The organism is Lentzea sp. NPDC051208 (genome assembly GCF_040682435.1).
In the GTDB taxonomy this organism is placed as follows: domain Bacteria; phylum Actinomycetota; class Actinomycetes; order Mycobacteriales; family Pseudonocardiaceae; genus Lentzea; species Lentzea kristufekii.
On sequence record NZ_JBFBAW010000032.1, the window covers coordinates 17,802 to 35,195 of the forward strand.

Sequence of the window (17,394 nt, forward strand, 5' to 3'; positions counted from 1 at the left end):
GTGGCTACCAATTCAGGACGTGAGGCTTGCCGCTGCGCTGGAAGTGCCCGACGTTGACGCACTCGGTGTAGCCCACGCGGACGCGCCGGGCCAGCGGCTGGTGCACGTGGCCGAACACCGACCAGCGCGGACGTTCGCGCTGGATCTTCTCCAGCGCGGCCCGCGACCCCCACTCGGGACGGCGCGCGACGACGTCGTAGGTCAGCTCCGGCACGAGCGGCGGGATGTGCGTGCACAGCACGTCGACCTGCCCCATCCGGTCCAGCGCCGACGCCATGTCCTCCTCCGTGCGCAGGTACGGGAACCACGGCGCGTTGGGGTTGCGGACCAGTCCGGGCACCATCAGCCCGCCGCCGGCGAAGCCGAACCTCAGCCCGCCGATCTCCGCGGACTCACCGTCGAGGACGTGCACGCCGTCACCGGCGAACTGCGGCCACAGGTGCGGACTGTCCACATTGCCCGGTGTCGCGTACGTCGGCGCGGACATGGCGCTGAACAACGCGTGGTACTGCTCCAGCACCGCTTCCTCGACCACGGAACGGGCGTCGGCGAGACCGTCCCACAGCGACCGGATGTAGCTCGCCGTGTCCGCGCGCCTCGTGCCGCGCCTCAACTCCGCGAAGATCCCGACCTTCTCGGCGCCGAAGACCTGGCCGAGGATTCCCCTGGAGTGGTCGTGGTAGTCGACGAAGTCGATCAGGTCGCCGAGCACGACGAGGGCGTCCGCGCCGTCACCGGCACGCGCCAGCGCCTCCGCGTTGCCGTGCACATCCGAGACCACGTGAACCCGCACGGTTCCAACTTAGTTGACGCGCCGGGGGCTGGTTTGTCAGGCGCACGTCGAGCAAGATCAGCCGTGCGGCGGGCAGCCCGCCGGACGACCGTCCTCCAGAGTCAGCTTGAGCCCCAGGGAGACGGACTTCGCGTCGAGCTGACGGCGTTGCACCTCGCGGCGCGCGTTGCGCGGCGTGAGCGGCCCGGAGGGCGAGTCAGCACGGAGGAAGTAGTGCAGCACGGTGCCGTCGAGCACGGGCTCGAGCCAGACCTCCATCGTGCCGACGAGCGCGCCGCCGACCGTCCAGCGCAGTCCCTCTTCGCCCCTGTCGGCGTAGACGTCCAGCTCCAGATCCGGCCAGAACTCGCGCCACGACGAGGGCGAGGCGAAGGCGGCGGCGACCACGCTGGGTGGTACCGCGAGGAAAGTCTCGTCTACGACGTCGACGCTGGCCATGACGCCAAAAGGTAACGGAAGGGCGTACCAGCCTTTGTATCGCCGGAATCACACGCTAGGTTTCCCCACCAGTAACATTTCACCGTACGGAGGTTGACGTGCGCGAGTTCAGCGTCCCCGCCACGGCCGCAGTGGCTCCGGAGGAAAACCTCACCGACATGGTGTGGGCCAACGCGGAGCGCTTCGGCAACGCCGTCAGCTTCCGCAGGCAGATCGACGGCACCTGGGTCGACATCACCGCGCGTGACTTCGCCGCGCAGGTGATGGCAGTGGCAAAGGGCCTGGTAGCGGCCGGTCTGGAGCTCGGCGACCGGGTCGGCCTGGTCTCCAAGACCCGCTACGAGTGGTCGTTGCTCGACTTCGCCATCTGGGCGGCGGGCGGCGTCGTGGTGCCCATCTACGAGACGTCGTCGGCGGACCAGATCGAGTGGATCCTGTCCGACTCGGGCGCGACGGCGGTGTTCGTCGAAGCGTCCTCGCACCGCGCGATGGTCGACGACGTCGTCGGCAAGCTCCCCGAACTGCGCCACGTGTGGCAGATCGACGGAGCGGCCGCCGCGGTCGACGAACTGACCGCGCTGGGTGCCGAGATCACCGACGAGCAGGTGCACGAGCGCCGCAAGCAGGTGAAGGCGGAGCACACCGCGACGCTGGTCTACACGTCCGGCACCACCGGCCGTCCCAAGGGCTGCACGCTGACGCACCGCAACCTGCTGTCCGAGGTGCGGTCGGCGCTGTCGCGGTTCCCGGAGATCCTCACGGCCGGCAACTCGCTGCTGCTGTTCCTGCCGCTGGCGCACATCCTGGCGCGTGCCCTGTACCTCGCGTGCGTGTACTCGCGGGCGACGCTGGGCCACACCGCGGACGTGAAGAACCTCGTCGAGGACCTCGGCCAGTTCCGCCCGACGTTCGTCGTCGCGGTGCCGCGGGTGTTCGAGAAGGTCTACAACGGCGCGAAGCAGAAGGCGCACGCCGCCGGCAAGGGCAAGATCTTCGACGCGGCCGAGGCCACGTCGGTCGCGTACAGCGCGGCGCTCGACAACGGCGGTCCGGGCCTCGGCCTGCGGATCAAGCACGCGGTGTTCGACAAGCTGGTGTTCACGAAGCTGCGCGCCGCCCTGGGTGGTCGCGCGATCGCGGCGGTCTCCGGTGGCGCGCCGCTCGGTGCCCGGCTGTCGCACTTCTTCCGCGGCGCGGGCATCCCGGTCTACGAGGGCTACGGCCTGACCGAGACGTCGGCGGCGGCGTGCGTGACGTTCCGCGGCCAGGAGAAGGTCGGCACGGTCGGCCTGCCGGTGCCCGGCACGTCGGTGAAGATCGCCGAGGACGGCGAGATCCTCATCAAGGGCGACATCGTGTTCACCGGCTACTGGAACAACGAGGCCGCCACCAAGGAGGCCTTGGAGGACGGCTGGTTCCACACCGGTGACATCGGCGAGCTCGACGGCGACGGGTTCCTCAAGATCACGGGCCGCAAGAAGGAGATCATCGTCACCGCCGGTGGCAAGAACGTCTCCCCCGCGCAGCTCGAGGACCGGATCCGGGCGCACCCGCTGATCTCGCAGTGCATGGTCGTCGGCGACAAGCAGCCGTTCATCGGCGCGCTGATCACCATCGACCCGGAGTTCTTCCCGTCGTGGAAGGAGTCGCACGGCAAGCCGGCGTCGGCCGAGGTCCCCGACCTCATCGAGGACGCGGACCTGTTGGCTGAGATCCAGGCCGTAGTGGACGACGCGAACAAGACGGTGTCCAAGGCCGAGGCGATCCGCAAGTTCCGGGTGCTGCCGGTCGACTTCACCGAGGCGGGCGGCGAGATGACGCCGTCGCTGAAGCTGAAGCGCTCGGTCGTGGCGACGACGTTCGCGTCCGACATCGACGCGATCTACGCCAAGTAACTGCAGGTGGACAGCGCGAAAGGCCCAGGAGCTGAGAGAGAGCTCCTGGGCCTTTCGACCCCCAGCGATCGTGATCCGCGGAGACTTCCGCAGAACCCGAGAAGTTTGTTGCCCCGGCCCCCCGACCGGGACATGAAGAAGATTGCCGTACGGCGCTGACGTATCGCTGACGCGCCGATGTCACCCGGCGACAGTGCGCTAATAGGCTGTGAGTCAGACGGGGAAGATCTGGCTCGCACGAGGGGTTGGCAATGGCTTCGGGTCCGCAGTTCCGGCTGCTCGGCCCGTTGGAAGTACGCCTGGAGGACTCCGCCGTCGTGTTGCGGGCGGGCAAGCACCGGGCGTTGCTGGCGGCGTTGCTGCTGCGGCCGAACCGCGTCGTTCCCGTGACGGAACTCGTCGAGCACGTGTGGGGGGACACACCGCCCGCGCGCACGCGTGGAACGTTGCAGACGTACGTGATGCGGCTGCGGGCGGCTCTGGGTGATCCCTCGTTGATCCAGACGGCCGCGGACGGCTATCGGATGCGGGTGGACCCGCTGGCCGTGGACGCCCATCGGTTCGCTGACGCGGCGGCTCGCGGCCGTGCGGCCGCGACGTCGTCCGACCTGGTCACGGCGCGGAAGGCGTTCGGCGAGGCGTTGGAGCTCTGGCGAGGGCCGGTGCTGTCGGACGTGCCGTCGGAGACGTTGTACTCGGAGCACGCGCCGCGGCTGACCGAGTTGCTGATGAGGGTGCACGAGCAGCGGATCGACGTGGAGCTCGCGCTGGGCAACCACGCGGACCTGGTGCCGGAGCTGTTCGCGCTGACGCGGGACCACCCGTTGCGGGAGCGGTTCTGGGCGCAGCTGATGCTTGCGCTGTACCGCAGCAGCAGGCAGGCGGAGGCGCTGGAGGCGTTCCGGCAGCTCGACCGGACGCTCGACGAGCAGCTGGGCATCGACCCGTCGGAGGAGCTGCGGTCGCTGCACCAGGCGATTCTGATGGGGGCACCGGAACTGGCGGCGCCGGTGGTGGCGCGGGAGCCGGAACGCGCGCCGTCGTCGCCGATGCGGCTACCGGACGACATCGCGGACTTCACCGGGCGGTCCTGGCACGTGGAGCGGGTCTCCGGGCTGATCGCCGGCGGGTCGGTGCCGATCGTGACGCTCGCCGGGCAGCCGGGGGTGGGCAAGACGACGCTGGCGGTGCACGTGGCGCACCTGCTGCGGGACCGGTTCCCGGACGGGCAGCTCTACGTCGACCTGCGCGGCTACGCGCTGGGGGCGCCCGCGGACGGGGTGGACGTGCTGTCGCGGTTCCTGCGGGCGCTGGGCGTGCCGCCGGACGAGATCCCGCCGGACGCGGACGAGCAGAGCACGATGCTGCGGTCGTTGCTGTCGGGGCGGCGGATGCTGCTGGTGCTGGACAACGCCTCCGCGCCGGACCAGGTGCGGCCGTTGCTGCCGGGGACGGCGTCGTGCCGGGTGATCGTGACGTCGCGGGACGACCTGCGCGGCCTGATCGCGATGAACGGCGCGCGGACCGTGCCGGTGGACGTGTTCGGGGCGGCGGAGTCGGTGTCGTTGCTGGAGAAGCTGCTCGGGCCGGGTGATCACGCGGAGCTGGCGGAGCGGTGCGGGCACCTGCCGCTGGCGTTGCGGGTGGCGGCCGCCTACCTGGCCGGGCGCGACGGCGTGACGATCTCCGGTTCGCCGATCGAGCTCGCCTATGCCGCGCTGCCTCCCGCGCCGCAGCGGTTGTTCCGGCTGTTGTCGCTGGTGCCGGGGCCGGACTTCACGCCGGAGGCCGCGTCCGCGCTGGCCGACGTGGACGCCGACGGCCTGCTGACCGTGCTGGCGATCGCGCGGCTGGTGGTGTCCCCGGTCCCCGGCCGCTACCGGTTCCACGACGAACTGGTCCGCTACGCCGCGACGTTGCGCGAGGAGGCGGACAGCCCGTCCGAGCAGGAGGCGTCGTGGACGGCGCTGCTCGACCACTACCTGCGCGGTGTCGAGCGCTGCGCCGAGCTGCTCTACCCCGGCATCGTGCGGCTGCCGTCGTCGCCCACGGGCCCGGCACCGCGGATCTCGACGTCGGCCGAAGCGCTCGCGTGGCTCGACGCGGAACGCCCGAACCTGATCGCCGCCATCCGGCACGCGGCCGAGCACGGCCCCGCGGTGATGGCGTGGCAGCTGGCGGACGCGCTGCGCGGGTACCTCTGGATCGGCCAGCACGTCGGTGAATGGCTCGCGACGGCGCAACACGGCCTGCGAGCGGCCCAGAAGTCCGCGCACCGCCCGGCCGAGGCCGCGATGCACGCGAACCTCGGCACCCTCTACCTGCGGCTGGGCGAGTACGCGCGGGCCGTCGAGCACCACGACCACGCCATCGAGCTGTACCGGGAGCTGGGCGACAAGGACGCCGAGGCGGGCGCGCTGAACAACCTCAGCCTGGTGCACCGCCGCTCGGGCGACCTGGTCGCCGCGAAGGACACCCTGCTCCGCTGCCTGGAGATGCTGCGCTCGGCGCCGGCGGACAGCGTCAGCACCGGCCTGTACAACCTCGGCCAGCTCGCCGTGGAACTCGGCGAGATCGACGGCGCGGTCGAGCACTTCTCGCAGGCGCTGACCCTGGCGCCGAACGCCGACAGCCACACCTACCTCGGCATGGCCCTGCGCCTGCAGGGCCGTCTCGACGAGGCCCGCGCCCACCTCGAACGCGCCCTGGAGATCGGCAACGTCCCCGCCGGCGAGTCCGAGACCCTGGAGAACCTCGCCGCCCTGGAACTCGCCTCCGGCAACACCGACGCGGCCCTGTCGCTGGCCTCGCGCGCGCTGTCGCTCGTGGCCGACGGAGGCGACCAGCAGGTGGCGACGTCTGTCCGGATCACGCTCGGCGAGACCCGCCGAGCCCTGTCCGACTTCGACACCGCCGCCGAACTGTTCGAGCAGGCGCTGACGACGGCCCGGCGGATCGGCTTCGCCTCGGGCGAGGTCCGCGCGCTGATCGACCTGGCCGTGGTGCTGCGGGACCTCGACCGTCCCGCTGATGCCCGGTCCGCCGCCGACCAGGCCGCGCGGCGCAGCGCCGAACTGGGACTGCGCGCCCTGGAGAACCGGGCCCGCGAACTCGCCTGACCCCGAGCTGTCGACGGCCCGCATGAAGTGCGTCGACAGCTCGTGGTCAGCCGATGAGGTTCTCGAGGCGGTGTGCGAGCTGGTCCCAGCGCCAGTGGTCGCTGACCCACTCCCGGCCGGCGCGCCCCATCTTGGCCGCCGTCCCGGGATCGGCGAGCAGCGAGGCGATCCGCGCGGCGACGTTCTCGTCGTCGAGCCCGTCGACGACGTTGCCGGTGATGCCGTCCCGCACGGTCTCCGGAGCGCCGCCGGACCGTCCGGCCACGACGGGCAGCCCGGTCGCGGAGGCTTCGAGGTAGACGATGCCGAGCCCTTCGACGTCGAGGCCGCGGCCGCGCGTGCGGCAGGGCATCGCGAAGACGTCGCCCGCGTTGTAGTGCGCGGGCAGTTCCTCCCACGGCACCGAGCCGGTCAGCACGATGTCGCGAGAACCGGCGGCCATCTTCTCGAGCGTCTTGCGGTACGGCCCGCCGCCGACGATCAGCAGGGCGGCGTCCGGCACCGAGCGCTGGATGAGCGGCAGCGCTCGGATCAGGACGTCCTGGCCCTTGCGCGGCACCAGGCGCGACACGCACACGATCACCGGCCGGTCACCCAGCCCGTACCGGCGGCGGATCTCGGCGCGCGCGGCAGGGTCCGGGCGGTACTGCTCGGTGTCCACACCGGACGGAAGGTGCTCCAGCGCCGCCATCGGCCCGAACGCGGCCGAGAACCGGGACCGGGTGTAGCGGCTGACGTACGTCACGACGTCCACTCCGGACCCGATCGCCCGCAACGCCTGCCGCGCCACCGGCAGCATCGACCAGCCGACCTCGTGCCCGTGCGTGCACGCCACCGAGCGGCTCAGACCGAGCGAGGGCGCCAGCAGCGCCAGCGGTGCCGCCGCCCCGAACCACGCGGCCTCGCACGACTCGGCACGGGCGATGTCACGTGCGCGGGCGAGGACGTCCGGCGTCGGCAGCATCAGCGACGTGGGGTGCCGCACCACCGGGAACGGCTGCTCGGCGTCGAACTCCTCCGCGCCCTTCCACTTCGGCGCGTAGACGACGAGCGAGTCCGCGGGCAGGCGTGTCGCCAAAGCGTGCAGGTAGGACTGGATGCCACCGGGGCGGGGCGGGAAGTCGTTGGTCACCAGCAAGGTTCGGCGCACGAACTCAACGCTATCCGATGGTCGTTTTCAGGAACTCGCGCCAGCCCGCCACGTCGACGGCACGGGCGTCCACTGCGGACATCGACGCGTGCCGCAGGAAGAAGTCCACGACGCCCCGTTCCCCCAGCCGCGACTCCAGGTAAACCATGATCGAGTACGCCTGCTGGTAGGCGAGGTCACGCCCCGAGCCGCCGAAGTCGACCGGCAACGCCGAGACGTCCGGCTTCAGCAGCGGCGCGGCCTGGCGAAGCGACAGCCCCGTGCCGTGGAACGCCACCCAGTCCGCGAAGCCCTCCACCAGCCACAGTGGCGCCGAATCCGACGTCAGGTCACGCGTCGCGACATGCGTGATCTCGTGCCGCAGCAGCACGCCCAGTTCCACGTCCGACAACGCCGCGGCACGCACCCGGTTGAGGACGACCCGCTGCCCGGAACCGTCCCTGATGGCCACACCGGCCATGTCCGCGAACGCGGGTCCGACGAGCGACACGAGCTCGCTGTCCGTCGCCGGAACAACGACGGCGACCCGCCGAGCCCAGCTGATATCCAATATATCGTTGACCTCACGCACCGAGGTGTCCAGCAGCCCCGACACCCGCGACGCCAGCGCACCGTCACAAGAACTGCTGCTCACAGTGCCTGCGGCAGCCGTCAGCACCGCCTCTTTGCAATGGGTTGTTGCGGTCGACTGCAACTCAACGGGCCGTAGTGCAACGCTGACGCCCAGCAGGAACGTCATGGCGACGGTGACCGCCAGCAACGTCCGGAGGTGCTTCACCGGCGCAACGCTAGCCCTCGATGCGCCGAATCACCGCGATGGGCCCGATGGCGTCGATCGGTGCGATCTTCACCGGCTGGCCCTCGGTGGAGGCGTGCACCGCCCGCGCGTTGTCGACGGCCATGGCCACGTGCGACCGGCTCGAGTAGTAGACGATCAGGTCGCCCGCACGGACCTCACCGCGTGACACGGCACGGCCGACCCCGGCCTGGCCGCCGGACGTGCGCGGGATCGTGACTCCGGCCGTCGCGTACGCCTTCATCGTCAGCCCGGCGCAGTCCCACTGGTCGAAGCCCGTGGCGCCGTACTTGTACTCGTCCCCGCGCTGCGCCAGCGCGAAGCTCAGCGCTGCCCCCGCGGTCCCGGAAGGCACGCTGACCTGCGAGCGGTCGCCGGGGTCGCGCAACTGGTTCACGACCGGGGCGGGCAGCCGCGTCAGCGCCGTCCGCACGTCGGTGATCTGCGCCTGCAACGCCTGGTTGCGCGCGTCGAGGTCGCTCTTCAGCTTCTCGGCCGCCGCCGTGGTCTCCGCGGCACGCGCCCGCGCGCTCTCCGCCACCTGGTGCGCCTGCCGGGCCTTCTCCACCGCGGCGGACAGCCGCGCGAGCGACTCCGCCTTGTCGGCGGCCAGCACCCGCATCATCTCGAGGCGGATCAGGAAGTCCTGCTGCGAGTCCGCGACGAGCAGCGCCGACAGCTGGTTGAACCGCGCCCCCTCGAACGACGCCTGGGCGATGAGGTCGACCTGCCCCTGGTAGTCGTCCTCGTCGCGCTTGGCCTGCCGCTCGATCTGCTGCGCCGCCGCCACCGTCGCGGTCGCGCGGTCCAGCTCGGCCTTGCGCTGGACCAGGTCCTCCTGCGCGCGCAGGACTTCCTCGTTGAGCTTCGTCGCCTGCGCCGTCAGATCCGCGTACGCGCGCGCGGGATCGGCCGGCTGCGCAGCCGAGGACACGGCCGGAGCGGCCGGAAGAAGTAGCAGGAGAACCAGGAAACCACGGGTGAAGTTGCGCGACATGAGGTCGCCGATCCCCCTCGCCAGAACAAGACCGCCAAGATCGACGGCGTCAGGCTACCGGGTGATCAAACACGCCCGAGACGGGCCAGCAACACAGCGGACGGCACCGGGTGCGCGCCACGGCGGCGCACCGAATCCGCGACCGCCCGGTCCGACGTCACCACCACCACGGGCCGGCCCTCGGGCTCCGCCGTGACCAGCGCACGAATCACGTCATCGGCCAGAACACCCGGATCGCTGAAGAGCACGCGCACGCCACGAGGAGCCGCCGCGGGCACGGCCACCACTCCAGCGCCGTCGAACACCAGCGTCACCTCGGCACCCGTGCGCGCGGCCAGCACCGCCAGCTGATGGACGAGCCGATCGCGTTGGTCCGACAGCGACAGCTCCGGATAGCCGGTCTTCGTGACGTTGTAGCCGTCCACGACCAGGTGCACCGCGGGCAGCGCCAGCAACCGGTCCAGTGCCGCGGGGTCCTCGACGCGTCCCACGGTCCCCTGCGACGCGCTGGCGCCCCGCACGAGGTCGGCGGGGCGCGGACCGGTACCGCCGCCCAGAGCCAGCTCACGGCGCAGTCCCGTCACGGCGCCGTCGAGGGTGTCAACGAGCAGTGCGAGCCGCACCTCGTCGGCCTGCCGGGCCTCCCGTGCGGACTGCCGGGCCACATCGGCGTCGGCGATCGCCCGCTGCGCCTTGCCGCGTTCGGTCTCGGCGCGGTCCCGCTCGCGGTCGCGCTCGGCGGTCAGGCGCTTGACCTCGTCCGCGGTGCGCTCCTGGATCTTGTGCACCTCGGCGGCGGCGGCCTCGGCGGCGTCCTTGGCCTCGCGCAGCTTCACGCCCTGCTCGCGCAACCGCTTGCGCAGGCGTTCCAGCTCGATCTCCGCCTCCGCGCGGACGCGTTCGGTGGCACCGTCGAGCTGGGTGCGCTCGGACCGCAGCCGTTCCAGCTCGGTCTCCAGCCGTTCCGCGCGTGCGACGGCGGCGTCCCGTTCGGCTCGCAGCGACGCGTCGCCCACCCGTCGCGACACCAGCTCCACGTAATGCAGTGCCACGTCGTCACCGGTCAGCACCGCCGCCGCGGCCGCCGTCACCGGGTCCGGCGAGGTCACCTCGAGCGTCGACGGCCTGTTCTTGCGCAGCCACTCGACCACGGCGGTGCGGAAGTTCGCCGAGTCCCGCAGGCCCGCCACGACCTGCGAACCGCCCAGCCGGGCGCGTTTGGTCGGCGCGAACTTGGCCACCGGCCGCAGGTGCTGCGGCACGTCGACCTTCGCCATCTCGCCCAGCGCGTCCGCTCCCAGCTCCGCGAGCCTCACCCGCAACGGCTCCGGCAGGGCCGACCAGTCCACAGAAGACTCGACAGTGGAGTCGTCCGCGGACTCACCCGCCTCATCGGCAGGCTGGTCGGACTCGGGCTCGGGCATCGGGTCGGGCACCCCACCAGGCTAGAGCCCCGGCACTCGGTCAACGCACGGACGTGTCCGCCCTGGGTAACAACGATCTGGAAAAGATCACCCGCACACCACTCCAATGGAGCAACCGCAGGTCAGAGCACCACTGGAGATCAGCTCGAAAAATTGTCAGACCCCGTCGCTAACGTCAGCCACGTGACCGGACAACTGTCCTTCGACGAGCTGGGGACGCCCCTGCGCGACACGACGTTCGTCGTCTTCGACCTGGAGACCACGGGCGGCAGCGCCGAGGAGGACGCCGTCACCGAGATCGGCGCGGTGAAGGTGCGCGGCGGCCAGGTCATCGGCGAGTTCGCCACGCTCGTCGACCCGGAGCGCGGCATCCCGCCGATGGTGGCTCAGCTGACCGGGATCACGCAGTTGATGGTCACGGGTGCGCCGACCATGAAGACGGTGCTGCCCGCGTTCCTGGAGTTCGCGGCCGGATCGGTCCTGGTGGCGCACAACTCGGGTTTCGACGTCGGCTTCATGAAGGCCGCCTGCGAACGGCACGGCTACCGCTGGCCGAAGCCGTCGGTCGTGTGCACCGTGAAGCTCGCCCGCAGGGTGCTCAGCCGCGACGAGGCGCCGTCGTGCCGGCTGTCGGCGCTCTCGGACCTGTTCCACACGGAGACCAAGCCGACGCACCGGGCGCTGGCCGACGCCCGCACCACCGTCGAGGTGCTGCACGCGCTGCTGGAGCGCGTGGGCAACGTGGGCGTGCACTCGCTCGAAGAACTGCTGGCGTACCTGCCCGAGGTCACGCCGGAACAACGCCGCAAACGCTCTCTGGCCGCCCACCTGCCGTCGACACCGGGCGTGTACCTCTTCCGCGGCCCGAAGGAGGAGGTCCTCTACGTCGGCACGGCGTCAGACCTGCGGCGCCGCGTCCGCCAGTACTTCACGGCGAGCGAGGGCAGGCGCAGGCTGCGCGAGATGGTCGCCCTCGCCGTGCGGGTCGACGCCGTGGAGTGCTCCCACCCGCTGGAAGCCGAGGTGCGCGAGCTCCGGCTCCTGCGCGCCCACCGCCCCGCCTACAACCGGCGCTCGAAGAACCCCCACCACGCCTGGTGGCTGACCCTGACCGACGAGCCGTTCCCCCGGATCTCACTGGTCAAGGTCCCCCGCGACGGCGCGCTGGGCCCGTTCCGCACCCGCAAGGCAGCCGAGTCGGTCGCGGACGCGCTGCTGGACGCCGTACCGCTGCGCTCGTGCACCATCAAGATCCCCGCCACGAACCAACGCGCCTCGCCGTGCGCCTTGGCCGAACTCGACCGCTGCAAAGCTCCCTGCGCGGGCCGGCAGACGGTCGAGGAGTACTCCCCCGCCGTGGTCGCCGTGCGCGATCTGGTCGTCGGCCGCAGCGCCGACCCGTTACGCACGCTCATCACCCAGCTCGGCGGCCTGGCCTCGGCGGAACGCTTCGAGGAGGCCGCTCGCCGCCGTGACCGCCTGGCAGGCCTCGTCCGGTCCCTGGACCGCGCCCAGCGCCTGGCGGCCCTCGCGGCACTCCCCCAGCTCGTGGCGGCCCGACCCGACCGCGAAGGCGGCTGGGAGTTCTCGGTCGTGCGCTACGGCCGCCTCGCCTCCGCCGGGGTCGCCCGCCGGGGCACCCGTCCGATGCCGGTGGTCGACGCGCTCATCGCTTCGGCGGAAACGGTCATTCCGACCCCCGGCCCGCTGCGCGGCGCACCGCCGGAAGAGGCCGCGGTCGTCCTGCGCTGGCTCGACCAGCCGGGCACCCGCCTGGTCTACGCGGACGAGCCGTGGTCCTCCCCCGCCGGTGCCGCCGCGGCATGGGTGCCGTGGGCCGAACAAGCCGCGGGCGCTCGTCCCCTCCACGACCGCTGGAACTGACCCCCGAGGCACCTCGTTGCACACCCCTTATGCAAAAAACGTTTGCGGACGTCCGCAAACGTTTTTTGCATAAGGAGGGTAAGAGCAGGTCAGACGGGGTGGCGCCAACCGATATATCGGTTGGGATGTCGACAAAGGGACATGCGGAGGGTGTGGGCGGCTCGGGCGGCGTGAGCGGCGACGTCCCCACGCAGGTGATCAGGCGGTAGGGCAGACTACGGGTGCTTGAGACACCGGAGCCCAGACCCGAGGAGGACGCCGTGGTCACCGCCATCGTGCTGATCCAGGCCGCCGCCGAACGCATTCCCGAGGCCGCGCAGGAGATCGCCGACATCGACGGAGTCACCGAGGTGTACTCCTGTGCCGGTGACGTGGACCTGATCGCGCTGGTGCGCGTCAGCAAGCACGAGGACCTCGCCGCACTGGTGCCCGGAAAGATCAGCAAGGTCGCGGGTGTGCTGAACACCGACACGCACATCGCGTTCCGCAGCTATTCGAAGCGTGACGACGAGGCCGCGTTCTCCATCGGCCTGGACGACGCCTGACGGTCCGGCTCGATCTACCGGCCCAGCGGCCACAGACAGCACGAAGGCCCCCGTGAAGATCACGGGGGCCTTCGTCGCGTTCAGCGGTGGATCAGGCCTTCGGGTCGGACGGCTTGCCCGCGAGCTCGCCGACCTCGTCCTGGGCGCTGGTCCCCTCGGAGACGTGCCTCGCCTTGCGCGCGTTCTCCAGGGCCACGGTCTCCTCGACCGGGTCCGGCGACCACGTGCTGCCGGCGACCGGGTGACCGGCCGAGCCGAGCTTGTTCATCTTCTTCGGCACCGACGCGCCCTGGTAGGCGAGCGGGATCGGGTGGCCGTGGTCGTCCACCGGGCCGAGCGGCTGGTGGACCTCGATGAACTCGCCGTGCGGCAGGCGCTTGATGATGCCGGTCTCGACACCGTGCTCGAGCACCTCGCGGTCGCCGCGCTGCAGGCCGATGCAGATCCGGTACGCGATGAAGTACGCGAGCGGAGGCAGCACCAGCATGCCGATCCGGCCCATCCACGTCGTCAGGTTCAACGAGATGTCGAACTGGTAGGCGAAGATGTCGTTGCCGCCCATGAGCAGCAGGACCATGAAGTACGTGATCGCCATCCAGCCGAGCGCGGTGCGGACGGGCACGTCACGCGGGCGCTGCAGCAGGTTGTGGTGCGCGTAGTCCTTGGTCATCTTGCGCTCGATCCACGGGTACACCGCCGCGATGCCGGTCAGCAGCGGCAGACCGAGGATGAACGGCAGGAACGGCGCCGGGATCGTGTAGTTGCCCAGGTAGAACTCCCACGCGGGCCAGATGCGGACCAGGCCGTCGGTCCAGCCCATGTACCAGTCCGGCTGCGAGCCGGCGGAGATCTGCGCGGGGTTGTACGGGCCGAAGTTCCAGATCGGGTTGATCTGGAATACGCCACCCATGATCGCGATGACACCGACGACGATGGCGAAGAAGCCACCGCCCTTGGCCGCGAACACCGGCATGATGCGGACGCCGACGACGTTGGTCTCCTTGCGGCCCACGCCCGGGAACTGCGTGTGCTTCTGGTACCAGACCAGCGCGAGGTGCGCCGCGATCAGACCCAGGATGATCGCCGGGATGATCAGGATGTGCGCGGTGTAGAGCATCGGGATGATGTCCGTACCGGGGAACTCCCCGCCGAACATCAGCCAGTTCAGCCACGTGCCGATGACCGGGAACGAGATCAGCAGCGCCGCCATGACGCGGAGGCCGGTGCCCGAGAGCAGGTCGTCCGGCAGCGAGTAGCCGAGGAAGCCCTCGATCGCGCCGAGCATGAACAGCACGATGCCGATGACCCAGTTGATCTCACGCGGCTTGCGGAACGCGCCGGTGAAGAAGATCCGGAACATGTGCACGACGATCGCGGCCATGAACAGCAGCGCCGCCCAGTGGTGCACCTGGCGGACGAACAGGCCACCGCGCGTCTCGAACGAGATGTCGAGCGTGGACGCGAACGCCCGCGACATCTCGATGCCGCGCAGGTTCTCGAACGCGCCGTTGTAGGTGACCTCGGTCATCGACGGGTCGAAGAACAACGCCAGGTACGTACCCGACAGCAGCAGCACGATGAAGCTGTACAGCGCGATCTCACCGAGCAGGAAGGACCAGTGCGTCGGGAAGACCTTGTTGATCTGCTTGCGCAGGCCGGAGGCCGGGTGGAACCGCTCGTCGGCAGCGTTGGCCGCCGCCCCTGCGACGCGCGCGGCGGCGTTGGCCGGCTTCGTCGGCGTGGTGATGGCACTCATGACTTCCGCTCCCAGAACGCCGGACCCACAGCCTCGATGAAGTCGCTGCGGGCTACCAAGTATCCGTCTTCGTCCACAGTGATCGGAAGCTGCGGAAGGGGACGGGTGGCCGGACCGAACCGCGGCTTGGCGTATTCGAAGACGTCGAACTGCGACTGGTGGCACGGGCAGAGCAGCAGACCGGTCTGCTGCTCGAACAGCGAGGTCGGGCAACCCAGGTGCGTGCAGATCTTCGAGTACGCGTACAGGTCACCGTAATTGAAGTCTTCCTGACCTGCACGCTTGGTGACGGCCTGGTTCGGGCGCAGGCGGATGAGCATGACCGGCGCGTCGGCCCGCTTGAGGGCCGCGACCAGGGCGTGCTCGTCGTCGCGCTCGGACTCCCGGAACGGGAACACGGTCTCGAAGCCGCCCGGCTCGACGTCCTCGGGACGCACCAGGGAGACGTCGTGGAAGTTGCCGGTGTGGCGGCGCAGGTAGACCTTCTCGCCCTTTTCGGCCTTCCAGCCGGTGTGCCACAGCGAGTTCTTGGTCTCGCTGTCCGAGTGCGGGTTCTTGATGAGCGCGCCCAGCGGAACCGCGGCGACACCGAGACCCAGCACGCCGGCGCCGAGGCCCGCGGTGCGCTTGATCAGGCTGCGGCGGCCGATGCCGCTGCGCTCACCCGCGTCGGCGAGCTCGGCGACCAGCGTGGCGCGGTCGACCTGGGCCGACGGGCCGTCGTGGCGCTGCTGCACCGCGAGCTCGTCCGGGATGAACTTCTTGGTGTAGAGCAGCGCGCCCACGCCCAGGCCCGTCACCGACAGACCCAGGAACAGGCCGATCAGCGGGTTGTACAGCATGTGCAGCAGGTGGCCCTCGGGGTTCGAGGGGGACTCGTACTGCCACGGCCAGAACAGGAACACGCCGAGGAAGGCGAGACCCGCCACCGCCGAGATCATGAACCACAGCGCGACCGTGCGCTGGGCACGGCGCTCGGCACGGGTGCCGGGGACCGGGAACTTCTCCTCGTAGTGGACGAGCTCGACGCCGTCCATCTTCGTGCCGAGCTTGACGAGGTCGTCCCGGCTCATCTCCGCGAGCTCCGCCTCGCTGGGCAGCTCGATCGGCTTGTCGCCGCTCATGCCTTGGCTCCGATCCAGAGGGTCACGCCGATGAGCGCGGCGATGCCCACGATGAACGCGATCAAGCCCTCGGAAACGGGTCCGAACCCGCCCAGGGGGTTACCTCCGGAGTTGTTGTTCCCGTCGGTGACCGACTTGACGTACGCGATGATGTCTTTCTTCTCTTCCGGCGTGAGCTGGCGCTCGCCGAACTTCGGCATGTTCTGCGGCCCGCTCAGCATCGCCGTGTAGATCTGCTCTTCGGACACGCCGTCGAGCGCGGGCGCGAACTTGCCGGACGACAGCGCGCCACCACGGCCCGTGAAGTTGTGGCAGCTGGAGCAGTTCAGGCGGAACAGCTCGCCACCGCGGGCGGGGTTGTCGCCGCGCAGGCCCTCGCCGGTCTCCGTGGGCTTCTTCGGGCCCTCGCCGCCGCTCGCGTCGATGTAGGCCATCAGCGCGTTGATCTCTTCAGGGGAGAGCTTCGCGGGCTTGCGGATGGCCTGCGCCTCCTGCCGCGCCATGGGCATGCGGCCGGAGGAAGTCTGGAAGTAGACCGCGGCGTCGCCGACGCCGATCAGGCTCGGCCCGCGGTCCTGCACGCCTTCGAGAGACTTGCCGTGGCAGCTCTGGCAGGTGTTCAGGTAGATCTGCTCACCCTGGCGGACCAGGGCGTCCTGCTGCTGCGCCTGGGCGGTCTGCGCCTGGGGCGCGAAAGCGGCGAACAGCATGCCGGCGCTCAGCAGGCCGAAGCCCAGTGCGAGCAGTCCGGCGACCCGGCGACGCAGCTTCGTGCGGGCGCCGCGGGGGCGTTTCGTCGTGGTGGTCATGGTGTGCGGCAACCCTTGCTGTCAGTTCGGGAGCTCGTGGCTGGGGAGCAGGTCAGGGCACGATGTAGATGATGGCGAACAGCCCGATCCACACGACGTCGACGAAGTGCCAGTAGTACGACACGACGATCGCGGAGGTGGCCTGTGCCGGCGTGAACTTGCTGAGCTTCGTCCGGATCAACAGGTAGACGAACGCGATCAGACCGCCGATGACGTGCAAGCCGTGGAAGCCGGTCGTCAGGTAGAAGACCGTGCCGTAAGCCGAGGACGGGATCGTGGTGCCGTGCTCGACCAGCTCGATGTACTCGCCTGCCTGCCCGCCGACGAAGATCGCGCCCATGATCAGGGTCACGATGTACCAGCGACGCAGACCGAAGACGTCTCCCCGCTCCGCCGCGAACACACCCCACTGACAGGTGAAGGACGACGCGACCAAAATGATCGTGAAGACCGACGCGTAGGGGACGTTCAGGTGCGTGGGGGGCGGGGGCCAAGGTCCCTCGTTCTGGGCCTTCACCGTGAAGAACATGGCGAAGAGGCCAGCGAAGAACATGAGCTCGCTGGACAGCCAGACGATCGTGCCGACGCTGACCATGTTCGGGCGGTTCAGCGAGTGCACGCGCTGGCCGATTGAAGGCGCTGCCGTGGTCACGAGCAGCATTAT

At 70.1% G+C, this 17,394-nt stretch carries 14 protein-coding genes; 4 read left to right on the top strand and 10 right to left on the bottom strand.

From position 1 onward, the window contains the following. Positions 1 to 4: 4 nt before the first annotated feature. Positions 5 to 793, bottom strand: a complete 789-nt coding sequence (locus tag AB0M48_RS42845) for a metallophosphoesterase (RefSeq protein WP_363854257.1) — start codon at positions 791 to 793, stop codon at positions 5 to 7. Positions 794 to 850: 57 nt separating this feature from the next. After that, positions 851 to 1,231, bottom strand: a complete 381-nt coding sequence (locus AB0M48_RS42850; protein ID WP_363854260.1) for a polyketide cyclase / dehydrase and lipid transport — start codon at positions 1,229 to 1,231, stop codon at positions 851 to 853. A 98-nt stretch (positions 1,232 to 1,329) separates the two neighbouring features. On the opposite strand from AB0M48_RS42850, the gene AB0M48_RS42855 reads away from it, so the two are divergent. Then, positions 1,330 to 3,126, top strand: coding sequence for a long-chain fatty acid--CoA ligase (locus AB0M48_RS42855; RefSeq protein ID WP_363854263.1), 1,797 nt, complete (start codon positions 1,330 to 1,332; stop codon positions 3,124 to 3,126). Positions 3,127 to 3,377: 251 nt separating this feature from the next. Continuing rightward, positions 3,378 to 6,245: a BTAD domain-containing putative transcriptional regulator gene (locus AB0M48_RS42860; protein WP_363854266.1), complete on the top strand. Its 2,868-nt coding sequence runs from the start codon at positions 3,378 to 3,380 to the stop codon at positions 6,243 to 6,245. Between the two features lie 46 nt (positions 6,246 to 6,291). On the opposite strand, the gene AB0M48_RS42865 is transcribed toward AB0M48_RS42860, so the two are convergent. From AB0M48_RS42865 to AB0M48_RS42880, 4 genes are all read right to left on the bottom strand, one after another. Next, positions 6,292 to 7,395 (bottom strand): glycosyltransferase family 4 protein, encoded by a 1,104-nt coding sequence (locus AB0M48_RS42865; RefSeq protein WP_363854268.1) that lies wholly within the window; start codon positions 7,393 to 7,395, stop codon positions 6,292 to 6,294. A 10-nt stretch (positions 7,396 to 7,405) separates the two neighbouring features. Beyond that, positions 7,406 to 8,173, bottom strand: coding sequence for a hypothetical protein (locus AB0M48_RS42870; protein ID WP_363854271.1), 768 nt, complete (start codon positions 8,171 to 8,173; stop codon positions 7,406 to 7,408). Positions 8,174 to 8,183: 10 nt separating this feature from the next. Then, complete coding sequence (locus tag AB0M48_RS42875; protein ID WP_363854274.1) at positions 8,184 to 9,188, bottom strand: NlpC/P60 family protein; 1,005 nt, start codon at positions 9,186 to 9,188, stop codon at positions 8,184 to 8,186. 65 nt (positions 9,189 to 9,253) lie between these two features. Beyond that, on the bottom strand, positions 9,254 to 10,612 hold the full coding sequence (locus AB0M48_RS42880) for an NYN domain-containing protein (RefSeq protein WP_363854388.1): 1,359 nt from the start codon (positions 10,610 to 10,612) through the stop codon (positions 9,254 to 9,256). Between the two features lie 183 nt (positions 10,613 to 10,795). Between AB0M48_RS42880 and AB0M48_RS42885 the strand changes: the two genes are divergently transcribed. Next, positions 10,796 to 12,496 (top strand): DEDD exonuclease domain-containing protein, encoded by a 1,701-nt coding sequence (locus AB0M48_RS42885; protein WP_363854277.1) that lies wholly within the window; start codon positions 10,796 to 10,798, stop codon positions 12,494 to 12,496. Positions 12,497 to 12,756: 260 nt separating this feature from the next. Further along, positions 12,757 to 13,041 (top strand): Lrp/AsnC ligand binding domain-containing protein, encoded by a 285-nt coding sequence (locus AB0M48_RS42890; protein WP_030474620.1) that lies wholly within the window; start codon positions 12,757 to 12,759, stop codon positions 13,039 to 13,041. Between the two features lie 91 nt (positions 13,042 to 13,132). Here AB0M48_RS42890 and AB0M48_RS42895 read toward each other — a convergent pair whose 3' ends face one another. From AB0M48_RS42895 to AB0M48_RS42910, 4 genes are read right to left on the bottom strand one after another with little or no spacing between them, the layout of a single operon-like run. After that, on the bottom strand, positions 13,133 to 14,797 hold the full coding sequence (locus AB0M48_RS42895) for a cytochrome bc complex cytochrome b subunit (RefSeq protein ID WP_363854281.1): 1,665 nt from the start codon (positions 14,795 to 14,797) through the stop codon (positions 13,133 to 13,135). Next, a complete protein-coding gene (locus tag AB0M48_RS42900) occupies positions 14,794 to 15,921 on the bottom strand; it encodes a ubiquinol-cytochrome c reductase iron-sulfur subunit (RefSeq protein ID WP_363854284.1) in 1,128 nt (375 codons plus the stop codon). Before AB0M48_RS42900 ends, AB0M48_RS42895 begins: the two co-directional genes overlap by 4 nt. Next, a complete protein-coding gene (locus AB0M48_RS42905; RefSeq protein ID WP_266043431.1) occupies positions 15,918 to 16,730 on the bottom strand; it encodes a c-type cytochrome in 813 nt (270 codons plus the stop codon). Before AB0M48_RS42905 ends, AB0M48_RS42900 begins: the two co-directional genes overlap by 4 nt. Positions 16,731 to 16,782: 52 nt before the next feature. After that, positions 16,783 to 17,391 (bottom strand): heme-copper oxidase subunit III, encoded by a 609-nt coding sequence (locus AB0M48_RS42910; protein ID WP_363854288.1) that lies wholly within the window; start codon positions 17,389 to 17,391, stop codon positions 16,783 to 16,785. Positions 17,392 to 17,394 lie beyond the last annotated feature (3 nt).

Bases quoted from the DNA above. Each gene is read 5' to 3' on its own strand.
- AB0M48_RS42850 (WP_363854260.1), bottom strand. From the start codon at position 1,231: ATGGCCAGCGTCGACGTCGTAGACGAGACTTTCCTCGCGGTACCACCC.
- AB0M48_RS42860 (WP_363854266.1), top strand. From the start codon at position 3,378: ATGGCTTCGGGTCCGCAGTTCCGGCTGCTCGGCCCGTTGGAAGTACGC.
- AB0M48_RS42875 (WP_363854274.1), bottom strand. From the start codon at position 9,188: ATGTCGCGCAACTTCACCCGTGGTTTCCTGGTTCTCCTGCTACTTCTT.
- AB0M48_RS42880 (WP_363854388.1), bottom strand. From the start codon at position 10,612: ATGCCCGAGCCCGAGTCCGACCAGCCTGCCGATGAGGCGGGTGAGTCC.
- AB0M48_RS42895 (WP_363854281.1), bottom strand. From the start codon at position 14,797: ATGAGTGCCATCACCACGCCGACGAAGCCGGCCAACGCCGCCGCGCGC.
- AB0M48_RS42900 (WP_363854284.1), bottom strand. From the start codon at position 15,921: ATGAGCGGCGACAAGCCGATCGAGCTGCCCAGCGAGGCGGAGCTCGCG.
- AB0M48_RS42905 (WP_266043431.1), bottom strand. From the start codon at position 16,730: ATGACCACCACGACGAAACGCCCCCGCGGCGCCCGCACGAAGCTGCGT.
- AB0M48_RS42910 (WP_363854288.1), bottom strand. From the start codon at position 17,391: ATGCTGCTCGTGACCACGGCAGCGCCTTCAATCGGCCAGCGCGTGCAC.